Here is a 25,480-nt window from a genome sequence, read left to right on the forward strand (position 1 = left end):
TGTCGAATGGGCGGCGGGCGTCAGTTCGTGGCGGCCGCGCGGTCCTGATATTCGCGCGGCGTGCAGCCGAGTTCGCGCCGGAACACCGCGTACATGTATTGAAGCGACGTGAACCCGCAACGGATCGCGACTTCCGCGCTCGACGCCTGCCGGCCGGCGAGCAGCGCCTGCGCGGCTTCGAGTTTGTGACGCAGGATTTCCTGATGCACGGTGCGCTGCAGTTCGCGCCGGAAGTGCTCCTCGAGCAGCGAGCGCGACACGCCGACATAGTCGGCGACCTGTTCGGTCTTGATCCCCTGGCACGCGTACTGGCGGATGAAATGCCGGGCGCGCATCACGTGCGGGCTCGCCAGCGGCTGGTGGCGCGTCGATTCGAGCACGTTGATGCCGACCGGCGGCACGAGAATGCGCTGCCCGGGAAAGCGTGCGCCGCGCAGCATCCGGTGCAGCAGGTGCGCGGCGGTGCGGCCCATTTCCTCGGTGCCCTGGATCACCGACGACAGCGGAATGCGCGTCAGCGTGCGCGTGAGCGGATCGTTGTCGATGCCGATGATCGCGACCTGTTCCGGCACCGCGATGCCGGCGATCAGGCACGCCTGCAGCAGATGCCGCGCGCGCGCATCGGTCACCGCGATCACGCCGACCGGCTTCGGCAGCGCATGCAGCCAGTCGATCAGTTGCTCGATCGCGTGATTCCAGCCCGACGCGCTGGTCGACAGCCCACGATAGATCGGCGCGTCGAGCCCGTCCGCGCGCGCGAGCCGGTCGAACGCCAGCTCGCGCTGCTGCGCCCAGCGGTTTTCCTGCGCGACCGGCAGGCTGTACATCGCGAAATGCGCGAGGCCGGCCCCGATCAGGTGCGTATAGGCGAGCGACACGAGCTTCGGGTTGTCCGTCGCAATATATGGGACATCGTCCGGGTACTGCGCCGGGTCCTCGTACGACGATCCGATCGCGACGATCGGCAGCGGCGAGCCGGCGAGCGCGTCGGCGACGGCCGGGTCGTCGAAGTCCGCGATGATGCCGTCGCCGTCGAAACGCTCGATTCCGGTGAGCCGGCAGCGGAAATCGTCTTCGAGGAACAGGTCCCACACGACGCGCGTCGTGTGCAGGTACTGGCCGATGCCGCTGATGATCTCGCGGTCGTAGACCTTGTTCGCGTTGAACAGCAGCGCGATGCGGTGCGGTGTCTGGGCGGATGGGGCGCGTGTCATCTCGGTGTCGGGTGAGCGCGTCGGGGCGCCGTGCCGTTGTCTCCGGGGCGCGCTCGACGGCGGCGCGCGGTTGTCTGGTGTACGGCGATTGTAGGACGGAACGCAGGCCGCACGCGTACGACTGGCAAGAAACATCAAGCGCGCTGCGCAATTTCGCAATTGCCGGCCGGCAGGCGCGGGGGCACGATCCAGCCAACCGAATTCGGCCGCGTGCGTCGCCGCGACGCGCGTTGCGCTGCAACAAGAACCTGCACGGAGACGCCATGTCGTATTTCGAACACATTCCCGCCATTCGCTACGAAGGCCCGCAGTCGGACAATCCGCTCGCGTATCACCATTACGACCCCGAGAAGCGCGTGCTCGGCAAGACGCTTGCCGAGCATCTGCGGATCGCGGTCTGCTATTGGCACACGTTCGTGTGGCCGGGCAACGACATCTTCGGCCAGGCCGCATTCCAGCGGCCGTGGCACCAGCCCGGCGACGCGCTCGAACGCGCGCGGATGAAGGCCGATGCCGCATTCGAATTCTTCACGAAGCTCGGCACGCCGTTCTACACGTTCCATGACACCGACGTCGCGCCGGAAGGCGACAGCCTGCGCGAATACGCGGCCAATTTCGCGCGGATGGTCGACTATCTCGGCGAGCGCCAGCAGGCCAGCGGCGTACGGCTGTTGTGGGGCACCGCGAACCTGTTCTCGCACCCGCGCTTCGCGGCCGGCGCCGCGACGAACCCGAACCCCGACGTGTTCGCCTGGGCCGCGACCCAGGTGTGCCATGCGCTCGACGCGACCCACCGGCTCGGCGGCGAAAACTACGTGCTGTGGGGCGGACGCGAAGGCTACGAGACGCTGCTCAATACCGACCTGAAGCGCGAGCGCGACCAGTTCGCCCGCTTCCTGTCGATGGTCGTCGAGCACAAGCACCGGATCGGCTTCAAGGGCGCGCTGCTGATCGAGCCGAAGCCGCAGGAGCCGACCAAGCACCAGTACGACTACGACGTCGCGACCGTGCACGGCTTTCTCGTGCAGTACGGGCTGCAGGACGAGATCCGCGTGAACATCGAGGCGAACCACGCGACGCTCGCCGGCCATTCGTTCCATCACGAGATCGCGAACGCGTTCGCGCTCGGCGTGTTCGGCAGCGTCGACGCGAACCGCGGCGATCCGCAGAACGGCTGGGACACCGACCAGTTCCCGAACAGCGTCGAGGAGCTGACGCTCGCGTTCTACGAGATCCTGCGCCACGGCGGCTTCACGACCGGCGGGATGAACTTCGACGCGAAGGTGCGTCGCCAGAGCATCGATCCGGAAGACCTGTTCTACGGCCACGTCGGCGCGATCGACGTGCTCGCGCTCGCGCTCGAACGCGCGGCGGTGCTGGTCGAGAACGACCGGCTCGACGCGCTGCGCCGGCAGCGTTATGCGCAGTGGGACGATGAATTCGGCCGCAAGATCCTGTCGGGTGGCTACACGCTGGAGTCGCTGGCGGCCGATGCGCTCGCGCGCGGTGTGGACCCGCGGCATGCGAGCGGCGCGCAGGAGCGGCTGGAGAACATCGTGAACCAGGCGATCTACGGGCTGCGCTGACGCCATGTACATCGGACTCGATCTCGGCACGTCGGGCGTGAAGGCGGTGCTGCTCGACCGTGACGGCGCGGTGCGCGCGAGCGCGAGCCGTCCGCTCACCGTGAGCCGGCCGCAGCCGCGCTGGTCCGAGCAGGCGCCGCGCGACTGGTGGGAGGCCGCCTGCGACGCGCTCGCCGCACTCGTGGCGGAGGCGCGTACGGCCGGCATCGATCCGCGCGACATCGACGCGCTCGGGTTGACCGGCCAGATGCACGGCGCGACGCTGCTCGATGCGCACGGCGACGTGCTGCGCCCCGCGATTTTGTGGAACGACGGCCGGGCCGACGCGGAGTGCGACGAACTCGAACGGCTCGCGCCCGCGCTGCGCACGGTGGCCGGCAACATCGCGATGCCGGGCTTCACCGCGCCGAAGCTGCTGTGGGTGCGGCGTCACGAGCCCGACGTGTTCGCGCGCATCGCCTACGTGCTGCTGCCGAAGGATTATCTGCGCTACCGGCTGACCGGCGCGTTCGCGACCGATTCGTCGGATGCCGCCGGCACGCTGTGGCTCGACGTCGCGAAGCGCGATTACGACGACACGCTGCTCGCCGCCTGCGGGCTGTCGCGCACGCAGATGCCGGCCGTCTTCGAGGGCAACCAAATCACCGGCACGCTGCTGCCGGCTGTCGCACGGGCGCTGGGCCTGCGCGAGATCCCGGTGGTGGCGGGCGGCGGCGACAACGCGGCCGGCGCGGTGGGCGTCGGGATCGTGCGGCCCGGCGATGCGCTGCTGTCGCTCGGCACGTCGGGCGTGTATTTCGCGGTGTCGGACGGGTTTCGCGCGAATCCCGAATCGGCGGTGCACAGCTTCTGTCATGCGCTGCCCGATACGTGGCACCTGATGTCCGTGATGCTGAACGCGGCCGGCTGCATCGACTTCACCGCGCAACTGGCCGGCTACGACGGCGTCGCGGCGCTGCTCGACGATGCGGAGACGAACGCACGCGCGAGCCGCCCGTGGTTCCTGCCGTACCTGAGCGGCGAGCGCACGCCGCACAACGACGTGAACGCGAAGGGCGTGTTCTACGGGCTCACGCCGGACACGCGGCGCGCGGATCTCGCGAACGCGACGCTCGAAGGCGTCGGCTTCGCGCTGCTCGACGGCATCGATGCGCTGCATGCGGCCGGGCTCGCCCCCGACAGCATCACCGTGATCGGCGGCGGCTCGCGCAGCGCGTACTGGACGCAGATGCTCGCCGACCTGAGCGGCCGCGCGCTGACGCTGCGCGAAGGCGGCGAAGTGGGGCCGGCGCTCGGCGCCGCGCGCCTCGCGCACCTCGCGGTCGAACCGCGTGCGCGGCTGGACGACGTGTGCCCGCAACCGCCCGTCGTCGCGGTGCGCGAGCCCGATCCCGAGCGGCACGCGTGGTATCGCGACGTGCGCCGGCCGACGTTTCGCGCGCTGTATCGGGCGCTCGAACCGGTGTTTGCGACGGGCGCTTGACACGCACGTTGCAGTGAATCGATGCGGGCGGTGCAATCCGGCGGCCGCCCGCGGTTCGTGAGTGGTTCCATAACAAGGAGTGGAGACATGAAATCCGTGACGCGTCGTACCGTATTGAGTTCGCTTGCCGGCGCCGCCGCGCTGGCGATCCTCGCACTGGGCTCGCCGCTCGCCCATGCGAGCAAGGACAAGCCCGAGATCGGTTTCTGCATCGACGACCTGCGCGTCGAGCGCTGGTCGCGCGATCGCGACTATTTCGTTGCAGCCGCAACCAAACTCGGCGCGAAGGTGTCGGTGCAGTCGGCCGACGCAAGCGAGGCGCGGCAGATTTCGCAGATCGAGAACCTGATCTCGCGCGGCGTCGACGTGATCGTCATCGTGCCGTTCAACTCGAAGACGCTCGGCAACGTCGTCGCCGAAGCGCGCAAGGCCGGCATCAAGGTCGTGTCGTACGACCGCCTGATTCTCGACGCGGACGTCGACGCGTATATCTCGTTCGACAACGAGAAGGTCGGCGAGCTGCAGGCGCAGGGCGTGTTCGACGCGAAGCCGAAGGGCAACTACTTCCTGTTGGGCGGTGCGCCGACCGACAACAACGCGAAGATGCTGCGCGAAGGACAACTGAAGGTGCTGAAGCCCGCGATCGACCGCGGCGACATCAAGGTCGTCGGCCAGCAGTGGGTGCCCGAATGGAGCGCGTCGACCGCGCTGCGGATCGTCGAGGACGCGCTGACCGCGAACAATAACAAGATCGACGCGATCGTCGCGTCGAACGACGGCACGGCCGGCGGCGCGATCCAGGCGCTCGCCGCGCAGCATCTGGCCGGCAAGGTGCCGGTGTCCGGGCAGGATGCGGATCTGGCCGCGGTCAAGCGGGTGATCGCCGGCACGCAGACGATGACCGTCTACAAGCCGCTGAAGCTGATCGCGAGCGAAGCCGCGAAGCTGGCGGTCGATCTCGCGAAGGGCACGAAGCCTGCGTTCAACGCGCAGTACGACAACGGCAAGAAGAAGGTCGACACGGTGCTGCTGCAGCCGACGCTGCTGACCAAGCGCAACGTCGACGTCGTCGTGAAGGACGGCTTCTATACCCAGGCCCAGCTGGCGAGCCAGTAAGCGTACGACGGACGCGACGCGCGGCCGCCGCGACGGCGGCCGCTTACTGCGAGGCAATGAACGAATGACGGAACCCTTGCTGACGATGCGTGGCATCGTCAAGGCATTCGACGGCGTGAAGGCGCTCGACGGTATCGACCTGACCGTGCGCCCCGGCGAATGCGTCGGGCTGTGCGGCGAGAACGGCGCCGGCAAGTCGACGCTGATGAAGGTGCTGTCGGGCGTGTACCCGCACGGCACGTGGGACGGCGAGATCCGCTGGGAAGGCGCGCCGCTCGTGGCGTCCGGCGTGCGCGACACCGAGCGCGCGGGCATCGCGATCATCCATCAGGAACTGATGCTCGTGCCCGAACTGTCGGTGGCCGAGAACATCTTCCTCGGCAACGAGATCACGCTGCCGGGCGGGCGCATGCACTTCGCGGCGATGGTCCAGCGCGCGGAGGAACTGCTGCAGGAATTACGGATCGACTCGATCAACGTCGCGCAGCCGGTGATGAACTACGGCGGCGGCCACCAGCAGCTGATCGAGATCGCGAAGGCGCTGAACAAGCGCGCGAAGCTGCTGATCCTCGACGAACCGTCGTCGTCGCTGAGCGCGTCGGAAACGCGGATCCTGCTCGACATCGTGCGCGACCTGAAGCGGCGCGGCGTGGCGTGCGTGTACATCTCGCACAAGCTCGACGAGGTGGCGGCCGTGTGCGACACGGTCACCGTGATCCGCGACGGCCGCCATGTCGCGACCGAGCCGATGGCCGCGTTGACCACCGACCGGATCATCGCGATGATGGTCGGCCGCGAGATCCGCGACCTGTATCCGCGCGAGCCGCACGAGATCGGCGACGTCGTGCTCGACGTACGCCACGTGACGTGCCGCGACGTGACGAACGCGCGCCGCAAGCGCGTGGACGACGTGTCGTTCAGCGTGCGGCGCGGCGAGATCGTCGGCGTGGCCGGGCTCGTCGGCGCGGGGCGCACCGAGTTGATGCAGGCGATCTTCGGCGCGTATCCGGGCGCGTGCACGGCGACCGTGACGATGAACGGCCGGCCGCTGTCGATCCGCTCGCCGGCCGACGCGATCCGCGCCGGCATCGCGATGGTGCCCGAGGACCGCAAGCGCCACGGCATCGTGCCGCAGCTCGGCGTCGGCCACAACATCACGCTCGCGGTGCTGCAGCGCTTCGCGGCGCGCGGGCGGATCGACGCGGCCGCCGAGCTCGACGCGATCCGCACCGAGATGCAGCGGCTGTCGGTGCGTGCCGCCCACCCGTTCCTGTCGATCGCGAGCCTGTCGGGCGGCAACCAGCAGAAGGCGGTGCTCGCGAAGATGCTGCTGACCGAGCCGCAGGTGCTGATCCTCGACGAACCGACGCGCGGCGTCGACGTGGGCGCGAAGGCCGAGATCTACCGGCTGATCTTCGCGCTGGCCAAGCGCGGCGTCGCGCTGATCGTCGTGTCGTCGGAACTGCCGGAAGTGCTCGGCCTCGCCGATCGCGTGCTGGTGATCGGCGAAGGCGAATTGCGCGGCGATTTCGTCAACCAGGGCCTCACGCAGGAACAGATTCTCGGCGCCGCGCTGAAGCCCGCGCGGCTGCCGGCCGAACCCACCGCAGCGAGTGCGACATGAATTCCGAACTTTCTTCCTCGACCCCGGCGACGCCGGATGCAGACGCCGGCCGCGCGCCGCGGCTGCCATTGCGCCACGTCTTCACGCGCTACAAGGTGCTCGCGCTGCTGTTCGCGGTCGTCGCGATCTGGGCGTTCTTCTCGGTGCTGACGGACGGCGCGTTCGTCACGCCGCGCAACGTATCGAACCTGCTGCGGCAGATGTCGATCACCGGCATGCTCGCGTGCGGGATGGTGTTCGTCATCATCGCGGGCGAGATCGACCTGTCGGTCGGCTCGCTGCTCGGGCTGCTCGGCGGCGTCGCCGCGATCCTCGACGTCAACCGCCACTGGCCGGTTGCGGCGACGGTCCCGGCCGTGCTCGCGCTCGGCGTGCTGATCGGACTCTTCAACGGCTGGTGGTCGACCTATCGGCGCGTGCCGTCGTTCATCGTGGGGCTCGGCGGGATGCTCGCGTTTCGCGGCATCCTGCTCGGCGTGACGGGCGGCTCGACGATCGCGCCCGTGTCGGACGGCTTCGTGTTCATCGGGCAGGGTTATCTGCCGCGTCTCGCCGGGGACGGCCTCGCGGTGCTGCTGTTCGTGGTCGCGACGCTGCTGGTGGTGCGGCAGCGCGGCACGCGGCGGCGCTACCGGCTCTCGGTCGCGCCGTTGTGGCAGGACGTCGCGAAGATCGTCGGCGCGGGCGCCGTGCTGTTCGCGTTCGTCGCGACGCTCGACCGTTACGGCGGCATTCCGGTGCCCGTGCTGCTGCTGCTCGTGCTGCTCGGCGTGTTCTCGTGGATCGCGACGCAGACCGTGTTCGGCCGGCGCATCTATGCGGTGGGGTCGAACCTGGAGGCGACGCGGCTGTCGGGCGTGGACACCGATCGCGTGAAGCTCGTGATCTTCGCGCTGATGGGGCTGATGTGCGCGTTCGCCGGCCTCGTCAACACGGCGCGGCTCGCGGCCGGGTCGCCGTCGGCCGGCTCGATGGGCGAACTCGATGCGATCGCCGCGTGCTTCATCGGCGGCACGTCGATGCGCGGCGGGTCGGGCACCGTCTACGGCGCGCTGATCGGCGCGCTCGTGATGGCGAGCCTCGACAACGGGATGTCGATGCTCGACGTCGACGCGTACTGGCAGATGATCGTCAAGGGCGCGGTGCTGGTGCTGGCGGTGTGGATCGACGTGGTGTCGCGGTCGAACCGGCGCTGACGTGCGGGTCGGCGCCGGTCGGTCGCGAGTCGACGAAGAGGACGACCATGGAACGAAACACGATGCGCGCGGCGGATGTTTCCGTGCGGGTGGCCGGACCGTTCGCGATGCCGGATGCCGGTTCCGTGCTGGGCCTGGATGACCCGCGCGACCGGCAGGTGATCGCGGATGCACTGCGCGCGCTGCTGCGCGAGCGTTCCGAAGCGCTCGCGTTCGCGATGCGCATGGCTGACCAGTGCGGCCGGCCCCGGCCCGATGCAGCCGATTTCGCGCTGACCGACATCATTCGGCTGGCACGCATCGTCGAGCGAGTCGAGCGGGACGGTGCGTCGAAGCGCGCTGCCGTTGCCGCGGACGCGCGTTGAAAGGCGAGGCGGCTCCGACGCGCGGGCCGCGGACCGAATGCGCCGCGCATGCCGCGCGGTCGACGCTCAACGCGGCGAATCGAATCGCACGCCGATCAGCGGACGACGATTCCCCGAGTCGCGGGCTGACGCGGCCGTTTCCTTACAACGCGTAATTGACCCGCCCGATCCCGACGCGCACCATGCGCGGTTGCCGCCGCTTCCCGCCACTGTCATCGTTTGCGTTCAGGATCGCATGACGTGTGGCGGCCGGAGCCGGTGCAGGCGAAGCGGGGCGCTTCCGCAGATGCCTGACCAACCGCCGTCTGCTTCGCCGTGCCGGGACTTCCGGCGACAGCGGCACACTTTCGACGAAGTTCGAACCCAGGGCCGCGCGCGGGCGCGGCCGCAACGACCAAGGGAGACGCATGAGCGGCAAGGACTGGACGAAGGACAACGCGATGCGCGAAGCGGTCGCGCATCGCACGGGCGACGCTTCGCAACCCGAATGGATGTCGGACGACGCGATGTCGCGGCGCACGTTTCTCCACAGTCTGGGCGCATGGGCGATGCTCGCCTGCGGCGGGACGTTCGGCGGTGCGAGCGCCGCATTCGCCGCGGTATCGCAGGGCTCGACGGCGGCCTTCGTCCATCCGGGCCTGCTGCATACGCAGGCGGATTTCGATCGCGTCGCGCAAAAGGTGATGACGCACGCGCAGCCGTGGTTCGACGGCTGGTCGGTGCTGATCGCGAACGGCCACGCGAGCCAGTCGTGGCAGCCGCGACCGCAGGTCGAGATCGATCGCGGCGGCAGCGGGCCGCAGAACTACGGAATCCTGTACAACGACGTCGCCGCCGCCTATGCGTGCGCGCTGCGCTGGAAGGTGACCGGCGACAAGCTGTATGCGGACACGGCCGTGCGGATCATGAACGCATGGGCGGCGACGCTGAAGCGCCTGGGCGGCGATTCGAACGTCGACCTCGCGGCCGGCCTGTACGGCTACGAGTTCGCGAATGCCGGCGAGATCATGCGCGGCTATCCGGGCTGGGCGGCCGCGGATTTCGCCGCGTTCCAGCGGATGATGCGCACCGTGTTCTACCCGATCAACACCGATTTCCTGCATCGTCACAACAATACCGAGATCACGCACTACTGGGCGAACTGGGACCTGTGCAATATCGCGTCGATCCTCGCGATCGGCGTGCTGTGCGACGACCGCGTGCTGTTCGACGAGGCGATCGACTATTTCCGCGCGGGGCCCGGCAACGGCGCGATACCGCAGGCGGTGTATTACCTGCATCCGGGCCATCTCGGCCAGTGGCAGGAGAGCGGCCGCGACCAGGGGCACAACACGCTCGGCATCGCGCTGGCCGGCGCGATTTGCGAGATGGCGTGGAATCAGGGCGTCGATCTGTACGGGTACGACAACAACCGTTTTCTTGCCGGCGCCGAATACGTCGCGAAAGCCAATTTGCGCCAATCGCCCGACGGCCCGTTCTTCGACGTGCCGTACGTCACCTACTCGAACGTGAACGTCACGCAAACGCAGTTCGCGACCGGCGGTCAGGGCGGGGTCCGGCCGTGCTGGGCGCTCGTGTACAACCACTACGTGAACCGCAAGGGGCTCGCGGCGCCGTGGTCGAAGCGCTTCGCGCTCGCCGCACAGCCCGAGGGTGGCGGCGGCAACTACGGGCCGAACAGCGGCGGCTACGATCAGCTCGGCTACGGCACGCTGATGTATACGCGCGATCCGGCCGGCCCGGCGCCCGCACCGAGCGGGCTCACCGCGCACGCGAGCGCCGGGCGCGCGGTGCTGTCGTGGTGGGGTGTCGCGAACGGCACGCACTATACGGTGAAGCGCGGCGCGGCGTCGGGCGGCCCGTACGCGACCGTCGCGACCGGCATCGTCGATCCGCTGACGTGGACGGACAGCCCGGCCGCGGGCACCTGGTATTACGTTGTGAGCGCAACCACGCCGACCGGCGAAACGCAGCATTCCGCGGAGGCGCGCGTGGTGACCGGCCAGCAGCTGCAGATCTGGCTGCCGTTCGACGAATCGCGCGGCGTCACCGCCGCCGATCGCAGCGGCAACGGGCACCCCGGTACGCTGGTCGGCGGGGCGGCGTTCGCGCCGGGGCGCAGCGGCAATGCGCTGTCGCTCGACGGTGCGGGCAGCTACGTCGCGCTTGCGGCGGGCGTGCTCGCCGACGTGTCGGATTTCACGGTCGCGGCATGGGTGTGTGCGCGCACCGTGCGGAAGTGGTCGCGGGTGTTCGACTTCGGCTCCGGTGTCGGGCGCTACATGATGCTCACGCCGCTCGCCGACACCGGCGCGCTGCGCTTCGCGATCACGGTCAACGGGGCGCACGGCGAGCGGCGTATCGATGCGAAAGCGCCGCTGCGAGCCGCGCAGTGGACGCACGTGGCCGTCACGCTGGCGGGGACGACGGCCACGCTCTACGTCGACGGCGCAGCAGTCGGCAGCGCGGCCGACGCGTTTCTCGCGCCGTGGCGGCTCGGTCCGACCGCGAACAACTGGATCGGGCGGTCGCAGTTCGCGGCCGATCCGGCCTTCGACGGCTTGGTGAGCGATTTCCGCGTGTACCACGGTGCGCTGACGGCGGGGCAAGTCGCCGCGCTTGCGCGGTAGGGGCGCGCCGCACGCCAAGAGGGGTCGAGACGCCCGACGCCGGATTTCCGGCGGCGGGCGTTTTCGATTCCCGTTCGATTTTCCGGGCAGGTACCTTCAAGCCTGAGTACGGTCGGCGCAACGGCGCGGGCTCGGCGAAGGCGGTGATTGCGGACACGTATGTCGATGGCGGCAAGGCGGCCCAGGCGCGTGCGATCGGCGGGATTCGTCGCCGATACCGAAATGCAAGTGGCGAGCGTGACGGCACTGGCGCGCGCCGTTGCCGTTCCGATCCGATCGGGCCGGCAGTCGGCGCAATGCATGCCGGTCGTGACCGCTTCGCATGACATGCAATACGCTATTCTGTCGTCCTCAACCGCCAGCCCGATCCGATGAAGCGTCCGTCGTTTTCCACCCAACTCGTCATGCTCTGGGCACTCGTCGCGGCGCTGTGCGCGACGCTGGTCGCGGTCGTCTGGGTTACGGCGACTTCCGCCGAGAGTCAGCAGGTGGCCAGCGCGAAGGCCGCCGGCGCGTCGGCCTGCGAAGCGGTCGCGTCGCGTTACGGCGCGTCTTCCGCGTCGGCGGGCGCCGGGCCCGCCCCGGACCTGATGCACGCGATCCTCGACATCGTGCTGTCCCGCGCGCCGGACATGGAGGGCGGGTTCTGGATGCCCGACGCCGCCCCGGCGGCGAGCGGCTTTCTCGCGTATTCCTTTCCGACTTATCAGGGCAGCGGCGTCAAACACGACGTTCCGGAAGCGGAAACGCCGCTGATCCTCCGCACGCTGCGCGCCGCGGCCGCGACGCATGCCGCGACGGCGAACGTCGTCGAAGGCGCGCAGGATGCGGTGATCGCGGCGGCCTGTCCGGTACGCGGCGGATCGGGGCTGTACGTGTGGATGCTGACGCGTGCGCGCCCGCCGCTGGGCCGGCACGGGGAATTGCTGGCCACGGGCCTCGCGGCCGTGCTCGCGGTGATTCTGGCGATCGCGGCGGCGCTGGCCGTGGCGCTGCGCCGATGGAAGCGCAATCTCGCGCGGATCGAGAGCGGGCTCGGGCCCGACGGTCGCGAGCATCAGCTGCCGTACGTCGGCGAACCCGATCTCGACCGCGTCATCGATGCGTTCAACGAGCGGGCGCGGCGCGCCGACCTGCTGCAACAGCAGGCCGACGAACTGCGCACGCGCCTCGCGCAGGCCGAGCGCTTCGGCATGCTGGGGAAGCTTGCCGCACAGGTCGCGCACGAGATTCGCAATCCGATGGGCGCGATGCGGCTGAAGGCGGAAAACGCACTGGCCGGCGATGGCCGGCGGCAGCAGGACGCGTTGCGCGTGATCCTCGCGCAGATCGAGCGCATCGATGCGCAATTGTCGAGCCTGCTCGCGCTGACGCAGCCGGTGCGCCCGCATGCGACACGGGTCGACGTCGACGCGTGGCTCGCGCAGGTCGTCGATGCGCACCGCGAGTTCGCGCAGCGGCAAGCGATCGACCTGACGCTGTCGCTCGCGGGGCAGGGCGAGCGGCTCGCGTGGCCGTCGGATCGTCCCGCCTTCGATCCCGACCAGATGCGGCGGGCGCTCGACAATCTGCTGCTCAACGCGCTGCACCACGCGGGCGACGGCGGCGCGGTCACGCTCGCCGCCGAGCGGCGCGCGTTCGCCGGGCGCGACTGGCTGTGCATCACCGTGTCGGACAGCGGCCCCGGCGTGCCGGCCGCGCAGCGCGAGCGGATTTTCGAGCCGTTCGTGACGGGCCGCGCGGATGGCACGGGCCTCGGCCTCGCCGTCGTCCGCGAAGTGGCGGCGGCGCATGGCGGGCACGCGCGCCTCGACGGGGGCGCCGCATTCGTGATTGAAATTCCATGGCAAACATCCTCATAGTCGACGACGACGCGGCCTTCCGCGACAGCCTCGCCGAAACGCTCGCCGATCTCGGTCATCGGGCCGTCGAGGCCGCAACCGGTCGCGCCGCGCTCAGCGCGTTGCGCGACGGCGGCGGCATCGAATGCATCTTTCTGGATTTCCGCCTGCCGGATCTGGACGGGCTGGCCGTGCTCGCGCAACTGCGCGACGATCCTGCGCTGGCCGCGATTCCGGTCGTCATGCTGACGGCCCATGCGACCAGCGACAACACGATCGAAGCGATGCGGCTCGGCGCATTCGATCACCTGACGAAGCCGATCGGGCGTCGCGACATCGCGCAACTGCTCGAACGCATCGTGTCGGCGAATCAGCCGCCCGCGCTCGCGCCGCCTGACAGCGGTTTCGCGGGCGAACCGTCGGCGGATCGACCGCAACTGCTGGGCGTGAGCGCCGCGATGCGCGACGTGCAAAAGCAGGTCGGCCGCGCCGCGATGAGCGACGCGACCGTGCTCGTGACCGGCGAGACGGGCACGGGCAAGGAGGTGGCGGCCCGCGTGCTGCATGCCGCATCGGCCCGACATGCGGGGCCGTTCGTCGCCGTGAACTGCGCGGCCATCCCGGCCGATCTGCTCGAAAGCGAGTTGTTCGGGCATCGTCGCGGCGCGTTCACGGGGGCGCACGCCGATCGCGCGGGGCGGCTCGTCGAGGCCGACGGCGGGACGCTTTTTCTCGACGAGATCGGCGACATGCCCGCCGCGATGCAGGCGAAGCTGCTGCGCGCGTTGCAGGAGCGCCAGGTGATGCCGCTCGGCGCGGATCGCCCGACCGCGATCAACATTCGCGTCGTGGCCGCGACGCACCGCGACCTCGCCGCGGCCGTCGCGAACGGCACGTTCCGCGAAGACCTGTTCTATCGGCTGAACGTCATTCCGCTGCACCTGCCGCCGCTCGCGGAGCGCGTCGCCGACATCCTGCCGCTCGCCGCGCATTTCCTCGGCAGCGCGGCAGGCATGCGCGCGCTGCATCTGACGAACGACGCGCAGCGCGCGCTGCTCGATCACCGCTGGCCGGGCAACGTGCGCGAACTGCGCAACGTGATGGAGCGGGCGGCCGCGCTTGCCCCCGGGCCGGCCGTCAGCGCGGCCGATCTCGGCCTGGCCGCCGTGCCGGCGCGCGAGTCGGGCGCCGAGGCGGTGCCGGCGCACCTGCTCGACATGCCGCTGCCCGATGCGCTGGCGACGGTCGAGCGCGCGGCGATCCTGCACGCGCTCGAGCGCGCGAACGGCAATCGCGCGGAGGCCGCGAGGCAGCTCGGGATCGGCCGCCAGTCGCTCTATGCGCGCATGGCGAATCTCGGGATCGAGCGGGACGACTAGTCGCGCCGTTTCGACCGTCGGGAATGCCGACATCCGGTGAAGCGACGTGTCGGGAAATCCGACACGTCAGACGTGCTTCGCCATTCGGCGCACGGCCACACGGTGCCTCTCAGGTTGGCACGGGTATTGCGGATATCGATGCATCGCAACCCGTCGCCGGAGCCCGTCATGAAGTCGTACCAGCCTGTCGTTCGATCGCGATCGCGATCGTGGCGCCGCGCCGCCGTTCACCGGTCGCATCGCATGCTCTGCGCTGCCGCACTCGTTGCTGTCGCAACAGTCAGCCTGGCGCAGGTGCCGCCGGCGCCGCGTGCGGAAGACCCGGCCGGCGCCATGCCGCCGCCTGCTCCTCCCCGGCCTCGTGCGCTTGTGCCTGCCGCGCCCGGAAACGACACCGCGTCGGATGCGCTGGTTTCCGGCACGCTGTCGCGGCTGACGATCAATCCGGAAGGCGCCGTCGACGGCTTCGTGCTGACCGACGGCACGCTCGTCCGCCTGCCGCCGCATCTCGGTTCGCAATTGACGGCGCTCGTGCGGTCGGGCCAGCGTGTCACGATAGCCGGCGAACGACACGTCGACGATGAAATCCGCGCACGCGTCGTCCGCAACGACGGCACCGGCGCGTCGCTGTCCGATCAGCCGCCCGCGCCCGTCGCACCCGTGCCGCCGATGCTGCGCGGCGTCAATCTCGCCCGCCTGAGCGTGTCCGGCGTCGTGCGCCGCGTGACGCACGCGCCGCGCGGCGAGCCGGACGGCGTGATGCTCGACAGCGGGACGATCGTCAAGCTGACCGTTCCGGCCGCGCAGCAATTCGGCGCGCTGCTCGTTCCCGGCGAGCGCGTGGCCGCGGTCGGTTACGGCACGCGCAATGCGTACGGCGAAGCGTTGCAGGCGACGGCGTTCGGCGCGCCGGGCCATGTCGTGAACCTCTACGACGATGTCGCGCGCTGATCGCGCGACGCTATTCCCCCATCCATCGAAAGGAGTCCTGTCATGCACTGGATCGATCCCGCGTGCCTGCCCGAAACGCGCGGCCGCGTCACGCAGTTCCTGCTCAATCCGCACGGAGAAATCGACGGCCTGATCCTGAACGGCGACCTCCAGGTGCACGTACCACCGCATCTGGGCCGCGAACTGGTGCGTCATGTCGCGGTCGGCGACCGCATCCGCGTGCGGGGCGTCAAGCCGCGTCGCGCGGCGATGATCGCGGCCGTGCAACTGACCGGTCGCGGCGGCATCGACATCATCGACGCCGGGCCGGAGCACGCCGTCCCGAAGCCGCCGCGACCGCCTCGACAGCCGATGGAATCGAGCGGCGAAGTCGCGTTCGGGCTGCATGGCCCGAAAGGCGAGTTGAACGGTGCGTTGCTGACGAGCGGCGTCGCGCTGCGGGTGCCGCCGCATGCGGCTGAAGCCCTGCGCGACTATCTGCTTCCCGGCGTCCATGTGCAGGCGTGGGGCCACGGCGTCGTCACGCCGCACGGCACGACGCTCGACGTGAGCGAGATCGCCGAGCTCGTCGATGCGGACGCCGAATGATCGTGTGACGGTGAGACGCCCATGAGACCGGCACGCGCGCTCGAGGCGCTCAACTTCTTCCTGGCCGACGTGCAGGCCGGCATCGGCCCGTTCATCGGCGTCATCCTGCTGTCGCGCGGCTGGGGCGCCGATGCGATCGGCTCGGTGATGACGCTGGCCGGGCTCGCCGCGATGGCCGCGACGCCGTTGGCCGGCGCGCTCGTCGATGCGGTGCGCGCGAAGCGGGCGCTGATCGTCGTGGCGACCGCGGCGACGGCGCTTGCGTCGCTGGCGATGCTGTTCGTCCACAGCTATCCGGCGGTGGCGGCGTCGCAGATCCTCGCGGCGGTCAGCGGCGCGATGCTGGCGCCGGCCGCCGCGGGCGTGACGCTCGGCATCGTGCGCCGGCAGGGTTTCGACCGGCAGTTCGGGCGCAACCAGATGGCGAACCACGCCGGCAACGTCGCCGGGGCGGCGCTCGCCGGGTGGCTCGGCTGGCATGTCGGGTTCGATGCGGTGTTCGCGCTCGTCGGCGTGTTTACGGTCCTCGCGATCGCGAGCACGTTGGCGATTCCCAGGTACGCGATCGATCATGCGTCCGCACGTGGCCTCGATCCTGCCGGTGCTGCGCCGGCAACGGACGCGACGCATCCCGATGCGTTCGACGCGGCGTCGACGTCGCGCGTCGGCGGCCTGCGCACGCTCGCCGAGAACCGGCCGCTGGTGCTGCTCGGCGCGTCGCTCGCGCTGTTTCATCTCGGCAACGCCGCGATGCTGCCGCTCTACGGGATGGGCGTCGTCGTCACGCATCGCAGCAACGCGAGCGCGTTCACCGCGCAGACGATCGTCATCGCGCAGTGCGTGATGATTGCGGCGGCGTGGCTCGCGCCCCGGCTGATCCGCGCGCACGGTTACTGGCGGGTGCTGCTGTGCTCGTATCTCGTGCTGCCGGTGCGCGGGCTGGTCGCCGCGACATGGATGAGCGAAGCGGGCGTGTGGCCGGTGCAGGTGCTCGACGGTATCGGCGCCGGTCTGCAAAGCGTGGTCGTGCCCGCGCTCGTGGTGCGCCTGCTGCATGGCTCCGGGCGCGTGAATGCCGGGCAGGGCGCCGTCGCGACCGCGCAGGGCATCGGCGCGGCGCTCAGTCCGGTGCTGGGCGGCATGCTCGCGCAGCACTTCGGCTATCCGGCCGCGTTCGTCGTGCTGGGCGCCGTGTCGACGGGCTCGCTCGCGCTGTGGCTCGGCCATGCGCGATCGCTGAGCAGCGCGTGCGGCAAGCCCGCCGATTTATCGGCGACATCGTCGTGACAGCGATGTCGATTCCCCTGCCTCCGTCCACTTGCCCATGAATCCTGTTTCGCTTGCCTGGCTGATTTCCGCGCTCGCCACCGCGGGCGTCATCACGCGCCCGTTCGGCTGGCCCGAGGCCACGTGGGCCGTGAGCGGCGCGCTGCTGCTGGTCGGGTTGAACCTGTTGCCCGTCGCGCAGGCGCTGGACGCCGTCGCGAAAGGCGGCGACGTGTACCTGTTCTTGACGGGCATGATGCTGCTGTCCGAGGCGGCCCGTCGCGAGGGGCTGTTCGACTGGGTCGCGACGCACGTCGTCAATCTCGCACAGGGATCGCCGCGGCGGTTGTTCGCGCTGATCTACGCGGTCGGCGTCGTCACCACGGTGTTCCTGTCGAACGATGCGACCGCCGTCGTGCTGACGCCCGCGGTCCTGGCCGCTGCGCGCCGCGCGAAGGCCGATCCGATGCCGCTGCTGTACAGCTGTGCGCTCGTCGCCAATGCCGCGAGTTTCGTGTTGCCGATTTCGAATCCCGCGAACCTGGTGCTGTACGGCGCGCACATGCCGGCCCTCGGCGTCTGGCTCGCGCACTTCGCGGCGCCGTCCGTCGCGTCGATCGCGTGCACGTTCGTCATGCTGCGGATCGTGCAGCGACGTGCGCTTTCCGGCCGTTGTGAGTCCGCGCTGCCGGTGCAGCCGCTGACCAGCGGCGGCCGCATCGCGCTGGCAGGCATCGCCGCAACGGCCGTCGCGCTGATGGCGGTATCGATCGCCGATCGCCCGCTCGGGTTGCCGACCGCGCTGGCGGGTGTCGTCACGGTCGCGTGCGTGGTGATGCGGGATCGCGCGGCGGGCGTGCCGATCGTTCGCGCGATTTCATGGAGCGTGTTGCCGCTCGTCGCGGGGCTGTTCGTCGTCGTCGAGACGCTCGACCGGACCGGCGCGGTGCGCGCGCTGGCGGGGCTGCTACACGCGCTCATGCAAAGCGGCGAGCACGTTGCGGCGGCCGTAGCCGGCGTCGCGGTCGCGCTGGTGTCGAACGGGGTCAACAATCTGCCCGCCGGGCTGATCGCGAGTTCGACGATCCACGTCGCGCACAGCCCGCGAACGGTGGTCGATGCAATGCTGATCGGCGTGGATCTCGGCCCGAACCTGTCGATCACCGGATCGCTCGCGACGATTCTGTGGCTGACGGCGATCCGGCGCGAAGGGCTGCAGGTCGGTTTCCGCGCATTCCTCGCGGTCGGCGCGTGCGTGATGCCGCCGGCGTTGCTGCTCGCGCTGGGCGCGCGGTTCGTGGTCGGCGGCTGACGCGACGCGCGATGCGCGTCGCGTCAGCCGTCCCGGCCGGCTTAGAACGAGTAAGCGAGCGACGCGAACAGGCTGCGCGGCGCGCCCGGCGCGACCCACAGGCTGTTGTACGAGCTGACGTAGGTGGTGCGATTGAACAGGTTGTTCAGCACGACCGACGCGCGCAGGTGCTTGTTGACCTGAACGTAGCCGTTGAGCTGCACGGTCGCGTAGGCCGGCAGCTCGAAGCCGTCCTGCGTGTTGGCCGTGTTGCCGGCGCGGCGCCCGACGTAGATCACGCCGGCGCCGGCGCCGGCCTTGTCCGCGAACGGCAGGGTCGTCTCGTACATCAGCAGCGCGCTGCCGCTCAGACGCGGCACGTCGACGAGGCGTGAGCCGGGCGCCAGCACGGTATCGCGCGTGACTTCGGCGTCGACGTACGCGAAATTGGCGATGCCGCGCAGGCCGTGGCCGAGATCGCCGCTCCATTCGAATTCGACGCCGCGGCTGCGTACTTCGCCGGCCGCGCGCGAGAAGCCGGCGTTCGCCGGATCGGCGGTGAGCACGTTGCGCTTGGTCACGTAGAACGCGGAGACGGTCGTGAGCGAGCGCGCGCCCGCCCATTTCGCGCCGGCTTCGTAGCCGTGGCCCTTTTCGGGATCGAACGCGTTGCCGCCGACGTCGGCGCCGTTGTTCGGCCGGAACGAATACGCGGTGTTCGCATAGAACGACCACGCGGGGCTCATTTCATACACGACGCCGATACGCGGGCTCACCGCGGTCTGCAACTGGCTCGTCGTCACGCCCTTCAGGCGGTTGTCGATCGACTGGTGGAAGCGATCCCAACGCAGCCCGGCCAGGATCTTCCAGTGCGGCCCGAACGCGAGCGTGTCCTGCGCGTAGACGCCTTGTCCGTTATCGCGTTCGAGCAGGTTGGTCGCGGTGCGCGGCGTCGGCGCGGGCTGGCCGTACACCGGATCGAAGATGTCGATCGCATACGGCGCCGCGGCGCTCGGCGTGGAGCGCGCGACGAACTGGTCGTAGTTGAAGCGATACGCATCGACACCCATCACGAGCGTATGGCCGATACCGCCCGTGCGGAACGAGCCGGTGGTTTCGACGCGGCCCTGCAGGTCGTTCGAGTGAAACGCGACTTGCCGGTAGCGGCGCCACAGCGTGCGGCCGTCCGGCTGCAATGCGAATGCCTCGGACGAGCGCCCCGACAGGTCGGTGTTGCGTTGCGCGACGCCCGCATTGACCGACCAGCTGGAATCGATGCGATGCTCGAGCGTGAACTGGTGGCCCGTGTTGCGCACGTCGTAGTCGCCGTCGCGCGGCTCGCCGAGAAAGCGCGACGCGGGGATCACGCCGAGCTGGCCGTTGACCGCCAGCACGCCGCGATCGAGCGGCGCGCGCTGACGCGCGCTCTCGAATTCGTAGTGCAGCGTCGTGTCCGCGCCGATGTCCCACGTGAACGACGGCGAGAACAGGTAGCGTTTGCTCGACACCGTGTCGCGAAAGCTGCCGTTGTTTTCGTTCATCGCGACGAAGCGGTACGCGAGCGATTTCGTGACGGGGCCGGTCGAATCGAGGGTCTGGCGCAGTGCGCCGTAGCTGCCGGCCGATACGCCGATGGTGTTCGCGCGTGCAAACTGCGGCTGCTTCGTCGTATAGCTGATGATCCCGCCCGGATCGCCGCGGCCATACAGCGCGGATGCCGGCCCCTTGAGCACTTCCATGCGCTCGAGGTTGACGGTGTCGCGCGGCACGCTCATCCCGCGATTCCACGAAAAGCCGTTGACCAGGTAGTCGGTGCCGGACGTGTTGCCGTCGCCGGCGAAGCCGCGCACCGCGTAGTTGTCCCACAGGCCGCCGAAGTTGTTCTGGCGCGACACGCCCGCGACCCAGTCGTAAAGCTCGTCGCCGCGCGTGGCGGCCACGGTCTGGATCAGCTTCGTGTCGACGCTGCTGACCGCGAACGGAATCTCCATCACGTCGGCCTCGCTGCGCGTCGCGCTCGTCGATTCGCGCGTGCGGAACGGCGCCGTCGCGCGTTGCGCGGAGATTTCGATGGTGGGCAGCGACGTTTCCTGCGCGTCGGCGGCGCCCATGCCGGTCGTGCCGACGACGATGGCCATCGGCGCGGCCGCCCAGTTCCTCCTGCTCATACCTCTCCTTTTCGTGTCGTTCGCGTTCGGGCACGGCGGGCGGCCTTGCGCCGACATCTGTGTTCCAAACAGTACATTTGCGCGGCAATTTAATGCAAATGAGAGGCATTTGCAATCGTAATTTTGAGATGGGGTGATGTGCACGGCCACGGGCGGCGCGACGGCAGTCGTGGCGCGTGCGGAAACGCGATTTCCAGCGCGTCGAGGCGGGGAGTCGGTGGGTTGGGGTGTGCGGCGACACGCGTGCCGGAGCACGCGCGCGATTTAATCCGGATCGGCTTTCAGCCCACCCTCGATCCACCGCGCTTCGGACGCGCGAAGGTGCGCGCGAATGGCCGTCTGGGCCGCGATCGGATCGCCGGCCTGCAACGCGACGAGCACGTCCTCGTGCTCGCGCACGGCGGCCGTCCACGTCTGCGGATTCTCCGCATGGCCGCGCATCGCGGTCGCGATCGGGTCGTGGCGGCTGTCGAACAGCTCGCCGACGAAGCGGGTGAGCACCGAATTGCCGGCGGCTTCCGCGATCAGCATGTGGAACTGCCGGTCGGCTTCGACCGGGGATTTGCCGGCCTCCGCGAGCCGCTTCATGCGCTGCACCGTGCGGCGCAGGCGCTCGAGCATCGCGGCCGTCATCCGCGCGGCGGCCAGCGCGGCGACGCTGCCCTCGACGGCCGCGCGCGCCTGCATCAATTCCGACGGACTGTCGCCGAGCGTGGCCATCGGGCCGACCGCGTCGGCCGCCGTGTCGCGCACATACACGCCGGAGCCCATCCGGATCTCGATCTGCCCGCCGATTTCCAGCGCGATCAGCGCTTCGCGCAGCGACGGGCGCGATACGCCGAGCGTCAGCGCCAGCTCCCGCTCCGGCGGCAGCCGCTCGCCGATCGCGAATTCGCCCTGGCGAATCAACGCGACGATCTGGGCCGCGACCGATTGGTAAAGCCGCTTGGGTTCTGTCGATTTCATACGAGTGATAGGGATCAATGCGCTTTCGGCGCAAGCGCGTGTCGCGGAGTCTATCACGCCTGCCGCTTTGCCCCGTGTGGCAGCGGGTTCATCCGGATGTCGGGGTTTTCACTATTGGTAAGATCGGATGTAGATAGTTAAATTGGCTTGACCAAAGTTGGTTTGATTGCTGTAATTCATCCAAATTGGACTGACCAGATAGTGCCGCGGTCGATCCACCCCAAGGAGACGCAATGGCAATGCCTCGCAATCTGCCCGGTCAGGCCGCGCACGACGAAGCCGACCGGGAGATCCTGCGCCTGGACGGGATTCGCAAGCGCTTCCCGGGCGTCCTCGCGCTCGACGGGATTCGCCTCGACCTGCGCCGCGGCGAGGTGCATGCGGTGTGCGGCGAGAACGGCGCGGGCAAATCCACGCTGATGAAGATCATCAGCGGCCAGTACCTGCCCGACGACGGCGTCGTTCACTATCGCGGCGCGCCGGTGCGATTTCGTTCGGCTTCCGAAGCGCAGGCGGCCGGCATCTCGATCATTCACCAGGAACTCAATCTCGTCCCGCACCTGAGCGTGGCGGAGAACCTGTTCCTCGCACGCGAGCCGCGGCGCGGGCCGTTCGTCGATACGAAACGGATGAACGCGGATGCGACGCGCTGCATCGCGCGCATCGGGCTGAACGTGGCCCCGACGACGAAGGTCGGCGTGCTGTCCATCGCGCAGCAGCAGATGGTCGAGATCGCGAAGGCGCTGTCGCACGATGCGCGCGTGCTGATCATGGACGAGCCCACGTCGTCGCTGACGGAAGCGGAGACGGTGCAGCTGTTTCGGATCATCGAGGAACTGCGCACCGACGGCGTGGCGATTCTGTATATCTCGCACCGGCTCGACGAAATGGCGCAGATCGTCGATCGCGTGACGGTGCTGCGCGACGGGCGTCACATCTCGACGGACGATTTCGCCGACGTGAGCATCGACGACATCGTCGCGCGCATGGTTGGACGCACGCTCGACGACGCGTATCCGTCGCGGCAATCGGTGCCGACGGACGACGTGCTGCTCGACGTGCGCGACCTGCGCCGCGACGGCGTGTTCGGGCCGGTGTCGTTCGCGCTGCGCCGCGGCGAGATCCTCGGTTTCGCGGGATTGATGGGCGCCGGGCGCACCGAGATCGCCCGCGCGATCTTCGGCGCGGATCGCATTGACGGCGGCACGATCGCGCTGCACGGCCGGCCCGTGACGATCCGCTCGCCGCGCGAGGCGATCCGGCACGGCATCGCGTATCTGTCGGAGGACCGCAAGAAGGAGGGGCTCGCGCTGCCGATGCCCGTCGCGGCGAACCTCACGCTCGCGAACGTGCGCGGCATCACGTCACGCTTCGGATTCCTGCGCTTCGACGACGAGCTCGACGTCGCGCGCCGCTACGTGCAGGACCTCGCGATTCGCACGCCGTCGGTGCACCAGCGCGTGCGCAACCTGTCCGGCGGCAACCAGCAGAAGGTCGTCATCGGCAAATGGCTGTACCGCGGCTCGAAGATCCTGTTCTTCGACGAGCCGACGCGCGGCATCGACGTCGGCGCGAAATTCGCGATCTACGGGTTGATGGACCGGCTCGCCGCCGACGGCGTCGGCGTGGTGCTGATCAGTTCGGAATTGCCCGAACTGCTTGGCATGACCGACCGGATCGCCGTGTTTCACGAAGGTCGATTGACCGCGTTGCTCGACACTCAACACACCAGTCAGGAGGAGATCATGCACTACGCGTCGGGGCGTTCCCATGCTTGAAATGACATCCGATCGAAGCCAGGCCGACGAACGGGCGGCGCGACAGCGGCGGCGCGACCTGATCCAGAAGTTCGCGGCGCTGGGCAGTCTCGTCGTGCTCGTGTTCGCGTTCTCGATATCGAGCGCGGCGTTCTTCTCGGTCGACAACCTGATGACGGTCGGCCTGCAGGTCACGTCGATCGCCTATCTGGGCGTGGCCGCCACCTGCGTGATCATCACCGGCGGCATCGACCTGTCGGTCGGCTCGGTGCTCGCGCTGGCCGGCGTGTGCGCGGCGCTGCTCGTCAAGGCCGGCGTGCCGGTGCCCGCCGCGATGGCGGCCGGCATCCTGGTCGGCGCGCTGTGCGGGCTCGTCAACGGCATCTGCGTGACGCAGATGGGCCTGCCGCCGTTCATCGCGACGCTCGGCATGATGCTCGTCGCGCGCGGCATCGCGCTGCAGATCACCGGCGCGCGGCCGGTCTCGGATCTCGGCGACGCGTTCGGCGCGCTCGGCAACGGCGCGCTGCTGCGGATCTCGCACATCGGCGCGGACGGGTTCCCCGACACGACCTTTCCCGGCATCCCGTATCCGGTCGTGATCATGGTCGTGCTGTTCGTCGTGGTGTCCGTGCTGCTGTCGAGAACGTCGCTCGGCCGGCATATCTACGCGGTCGGGTCGAACGCGGAAGCCGCGCGGCTGTCGGGCGTGAACGTGCAGGGCGTGAAGCTGTTCACCTACGTGCTGTCCGGCGCACTCGCGGGCGTGACCGGCTGCGTGCTGATGTCGCGGCTCGTCACCGGGCAGCCGAACGAAGGCGTGATGTACGAGCTCGACGCGATCGCCAGTTCGGTCATCGGCGGCACGTCGCTGATGGGCGGCGTCGGCACGATTTCCGGCACGGCGATCGGCGCGTTCGTGATCGGCGTGCTGCGCAACGGCCTGAACATGAACGGCGTGTCGAGCTTCATCCAGCAGATCATCATCGGCGTCGTGATCCTCGGCACGGTGTGGATCGACCAGTTGCGCAATCGCCGGCCCTGACCGGCAGCAAGCAGTCCCTACCAACGAGAAGCGGAGCGAGACATGAACAAATCCATCCTGCTGGCGGCATCGGCGTGCGTATTCGCGGTATGCAGCAGCGGCGCGCATGCGGCGGGCGGCGAGATCGCGGTGATCGTCAAGACGGTCAATTCGAACTACTGGCAGAACGTGCAGAAGGGCGCGAAGGCGGCGCTCGACGGCGCCAAGGGCTACACGATGACGTTCCAGGGCCCGGCGGCCGAGTCCGATATCAGCGGGCAGGTCAACATGGTCGACAACGCGGTCACGCGTCACGTGGCGGGCATCGTGCTCGCGCCGTCCGATCCCGATGCGCTCGTGCCCGCGATCAAGAAGGCGTGGGAAGCGCACATTCCCGTCGTGCTGATCGACTCGGCGATCGCGGACGCCGGCAAGCCGTACTACCAGGCGTTCCTGTCGACCGACAACGAAAAGGCGGGCGCGCTGTGCGCGAAGGCGCTGATCGAGCGCGTCGGGCAGTCCGGCAAGATCGCGATCATGTCGTACGTGCCGGGCGCGGGGTCCGAGGTCAGCCGCGTCGGCGGGTTCCGCAAGTACCTCGAGAGCCATTCGAAGCTGCAGGTCGTAGGCCCCTACTACTCGCAATCGCAAATGGCGACCGCGCTGAACCAGACGACCGACGTGCTGTCGGCGAACCCGGACCTGAAGGGCATCTTCGGCGCGAACGAGCCGACCGCGGTCGGCATGGGCCGGGCGCTGAAGCAGTCCGGCAAGGCGGGCAAGGTGGTGGCGATCGGCTTCGACGGCAACGAGGACTTGCAGGGCTTCGTGCGCGACGGCACCGTGCAGGCGATCGCCGTGCAGGGCTCGTGGCAGATGGGGAACCAGGGCGTGCGTACCGCGCTCGACGTGATCGAGCGCAAGCCCGCGCCGAAGCTGATCGATACCGGCGTCGTGATGGTCGACAAGCAGAATCTCGATTCGCAAGCCGCGAAGAACGTCCTGTACTGATTCCTTTACCCCGCATCCAGTCAC

Annotated in this window: 19 protein-coding genes; 16 read left to right on the forward strand and 3 right to left on the reverse strand. The window is 69.1% G+C overall.

Annotated features, from left to right (window positions below; translation table 11 throughout):
* Positions 1-20 precede the first annotated feature (20 nt).
* The gene (locus J8I33_RS12185) at positions 21-1,214 is read right to left on the reverse strand and encodes a DNA-binding transcriptional regulator (RefSeq protein WP_124652464.1); all 1,194 of its coding nucleotides are present in this window, start codon (positions 1,212-1,214) and stop codon (positions 21-23) included.
* A 263-nt stretch (positions 1,215-1,477) separates the two neighbouring features.
* Here J8I33_RS12185 and xylA point away from each other — a divergent pair, with 263 nt between their 5' ends.
* The 13 genes from xylA (at position 1,478) to J8I33_RS12250 (ending at position 18,551) form a co-directional block, all read left to right on the forward strand.
* Positions 1,478-2,800 carry a xylose isomerase gene (xylA, locus tag J8I33_RS12190; protein ID WP_124555388.1) on the forward strand — a complete coding sequence of 441 codons (1,323 nt, stop codon included), beginning with the start codon at positions 1,478-1,480 and terminating at the stop codon, positions 2,798-2,800.
* A gap of 4 nt (positions 2,801-2,804) precedes the next feature.
* On the forward strand, positions 2,805-4,283 hold the full coding sequence (xylB, locus tag J8I33_RS12195) for a xylulokinase (RefSeq protein WP_209935942.1): 1,479 nt from the start codon (positions 2,805-2,807) through the stop codon (positions 4,281-4,283).
* A gap of 87 nt (positions 4,284-4,370) precedes the next feature.
* The gene (xylF, locus tag J8I33_RS12200) at positions 4,371-5,399 is read left to right on the forward strand and encodes a D-xylose ABC transporter substrate-binding protein (RefSeq protein ID WP_050016752.1); all 1,029 of its coding nucleotides are present in this window, start codon (positions 4,371-4,373) and stop codon (positions 5,397-5,399) included.
* A 64-nt stretch (positions 5,400-5,463) separates the two neighbouring features.
* Positions 5,464-7,023 carry a D-xylose ABC transporter ATP-binding protein gene (gene xylG / locus J8I33_RS12205; RefSeq protein WP_050016753.1) on the forward strand — a complete coding sequence of 520 codons (1,560 nt, stop codon included), beginning with the start codon at positions 5,464-5,466 and terminating at the stop codon, positions 7,021-7,023.
* A complete protein-coding gene (locus tag J8I33_RS12210) occupies positions 7,020-8,219 on the forward strand; it encodes a sugar ABC transporter permease (protein WP_089490446.1) in 1,200 nt (399 codons plus the stop codon). Before xylG ends, J8I33_RS12210 begins: the two co-directional genes overlap by 4 nt.
* Before the next feature lie 47 nt (positions 8,220-8,266).
* Positions 8,267-8,584, forward strand: a complete 318-nt coding sequence (locus tag J8I33_RS12215) for a hypothetical protein (protein WP_209935948.1) — start codon at positions 8,267-8,269, stop codon at positions 8,582-8,584.
* A gap of 491 nt (positions 8,585-9,075) precedes the next feature.
* Positions 9,076-11,214 (forward strand): LamG-like jellyroll fold domain-containing protein, encoded by a 2,139-nt coding sequence (locus J8I33_RS12220; RefSeq protein WP_209924498.1) that lies wholly within the window; start codon positions 9,076-9,078, stop codon positions 11,212-11,214.
* 371 nt (positions 11,215-11,585) lie between these two features.
* A complete protein-coding gene (locus tag J8I33_RS12225) occupies positions 11,586-13,076 on the forward strand; it encodes a HAMP domain-containing sensor histidine kinase (RefSeq protein ID WP_209935954.1) in 1,491 nt (496 codons plus the stop codon).
* Positions 13,058-14,434, forward strand: coding sequence for a sigma-54 dependent transcriptional regulator (locus tag J8I33_RS12230; protein WP_209935960.1), 1,377 nt, complete (start codon positions 13,058-13,060; stop codon positions 14,432-14,434). Before J8I33_RS12225 ends, J8I33_RS12230 begins: the two co-directional genes overlap by 19 nt.
* 369 nt (positions 14,435-14,803) lie before the next feature.
* Complete coding sequence (locus tag J8I33_RS12235) at positions 14,804-15,385, forward strand: hypothetical protein (RefSeq protein ID WP_348636011.1); 582 nt, start codon at positions 14,804-14,806, stop codon at positions 15,383-15,385.
* Between the two features lie 42 nt (positions 15,386-15,427).
* Positions 15,428-15,973 carry a hypothetical protein gene (locus J8I33_RS12240; protein WP_089490443.1) on the forward strand — a complete coding sequence of 182 codons (546 nt, stop codon included), beginning with the start codon at positions 15,428-15,430 and terminating at the stop codon, positions 15,971-15,973.
* 21 nt (positions 15,974-15,994) lie between these two features.
* Entirely contained in the window at positions 15,995-17,260 is a 1,266-nt protein-coding gene (locus J8I33_RS12245; protein ID WP_209935973.1) for an MFS transporter, read from the forward strand.
* Positions 17,261-17,297: 37 nt separating this feature from the next.
* Complete coding sequence (locus J8I33_RS12250) at positions 17,298-18,551, forward strand: arsenic transporter (RefSeq protein WP_124630160.1); 1,254 nt, start codon at positions 17,298-17,300, stop codon at positions 18,549-18,551.
* A gap of 41 nt (positions 18,552-18,592) precedes the next feature.
* Here the strand turns inward: J8I33_RS12250 and J8I33_RS12255 are convergent, their stop codons facing one another.
* Both J8I33_RS12255 and J8I33_RS12260 read right to left on the reverse strand, forming a co-directional pair.
* Positions 18,593-20,698, reverse strand: a complete 2,106-nt coding sequence (locus J8I33_RS12255) for a TonB-dependent receptor (RefSeq protein WP_209935980.1) — start codon at positions 20,696-20,698, stop codon at positions 18,593-18,595.
* Positions 20,699-20,962: 264 nt separating this feature from the next.
* Entirely contained in the window at positions 20,963-21,664 is a 702-nt protein-coding gene (locus J8I33_RS12260) for a FadR/GntR family transcriptional regulator (protein ID WP_050016796.1), read from the reverse strand.
* A 233-nt stretch (positions 21,665-21,897) separates the two neighbouring features.
* Between J8I33_RS12260 and J8I33_RS12265 the strand changes: the two genes are divergently transcribed.
* From J8I33_RS12265 to J8I33_RS12275, 3 genes are read left to right on the forward strand one after another with little or no spacing between them, the layout of a single operon-like run.
* Positions 21,898-23,442: a sugar ABC transporter ATP-binding protein gene (locus J8I33_RS12265; RefSeq protein ID WP_209935987.1), complete on the forward strand. Its 1,545-nt coding sequence runs from the start codon at positions 21,898-21,900 to the stop codon at positions 23,440-23,442.
* Entirely contained in the window at positions 23,435-24,466 is a 1,032-nt protein-coding gene (locus J8I33_RS12270; RefSeq protein ID WP_050016800.1) for an ABC transporter permease, read from the forward strand. Before J8I33_RS12265 ends, J8I33_RS12270 begins: the two co-directional genes overlap by 8 nt.
* A gap of 42 nt (positions 24,467-24,508) precedes the next feature.
* A complete protein-coding gene (locus tag J8I33_RS12275; protein WP_050016802.1) occupies positions 24,509-25,456 on the forward strand; it encodes an ABC transporter substrate-binding protein in 948 nt (315 codons plus the stop codon).
* Positions 25,457-25,480 lie beyond the last annotated feature (24 nt).

The organism is Burkholderia sp. AcTa6-5, from assembly GCF_017815075.1.
Classification (GTDB): Bacteria; Pseudomonadota; Gammaproteobacteria; order Burkholderiales; family Burkholderiaceae; genus Burkholderia; species Burkholderia sola.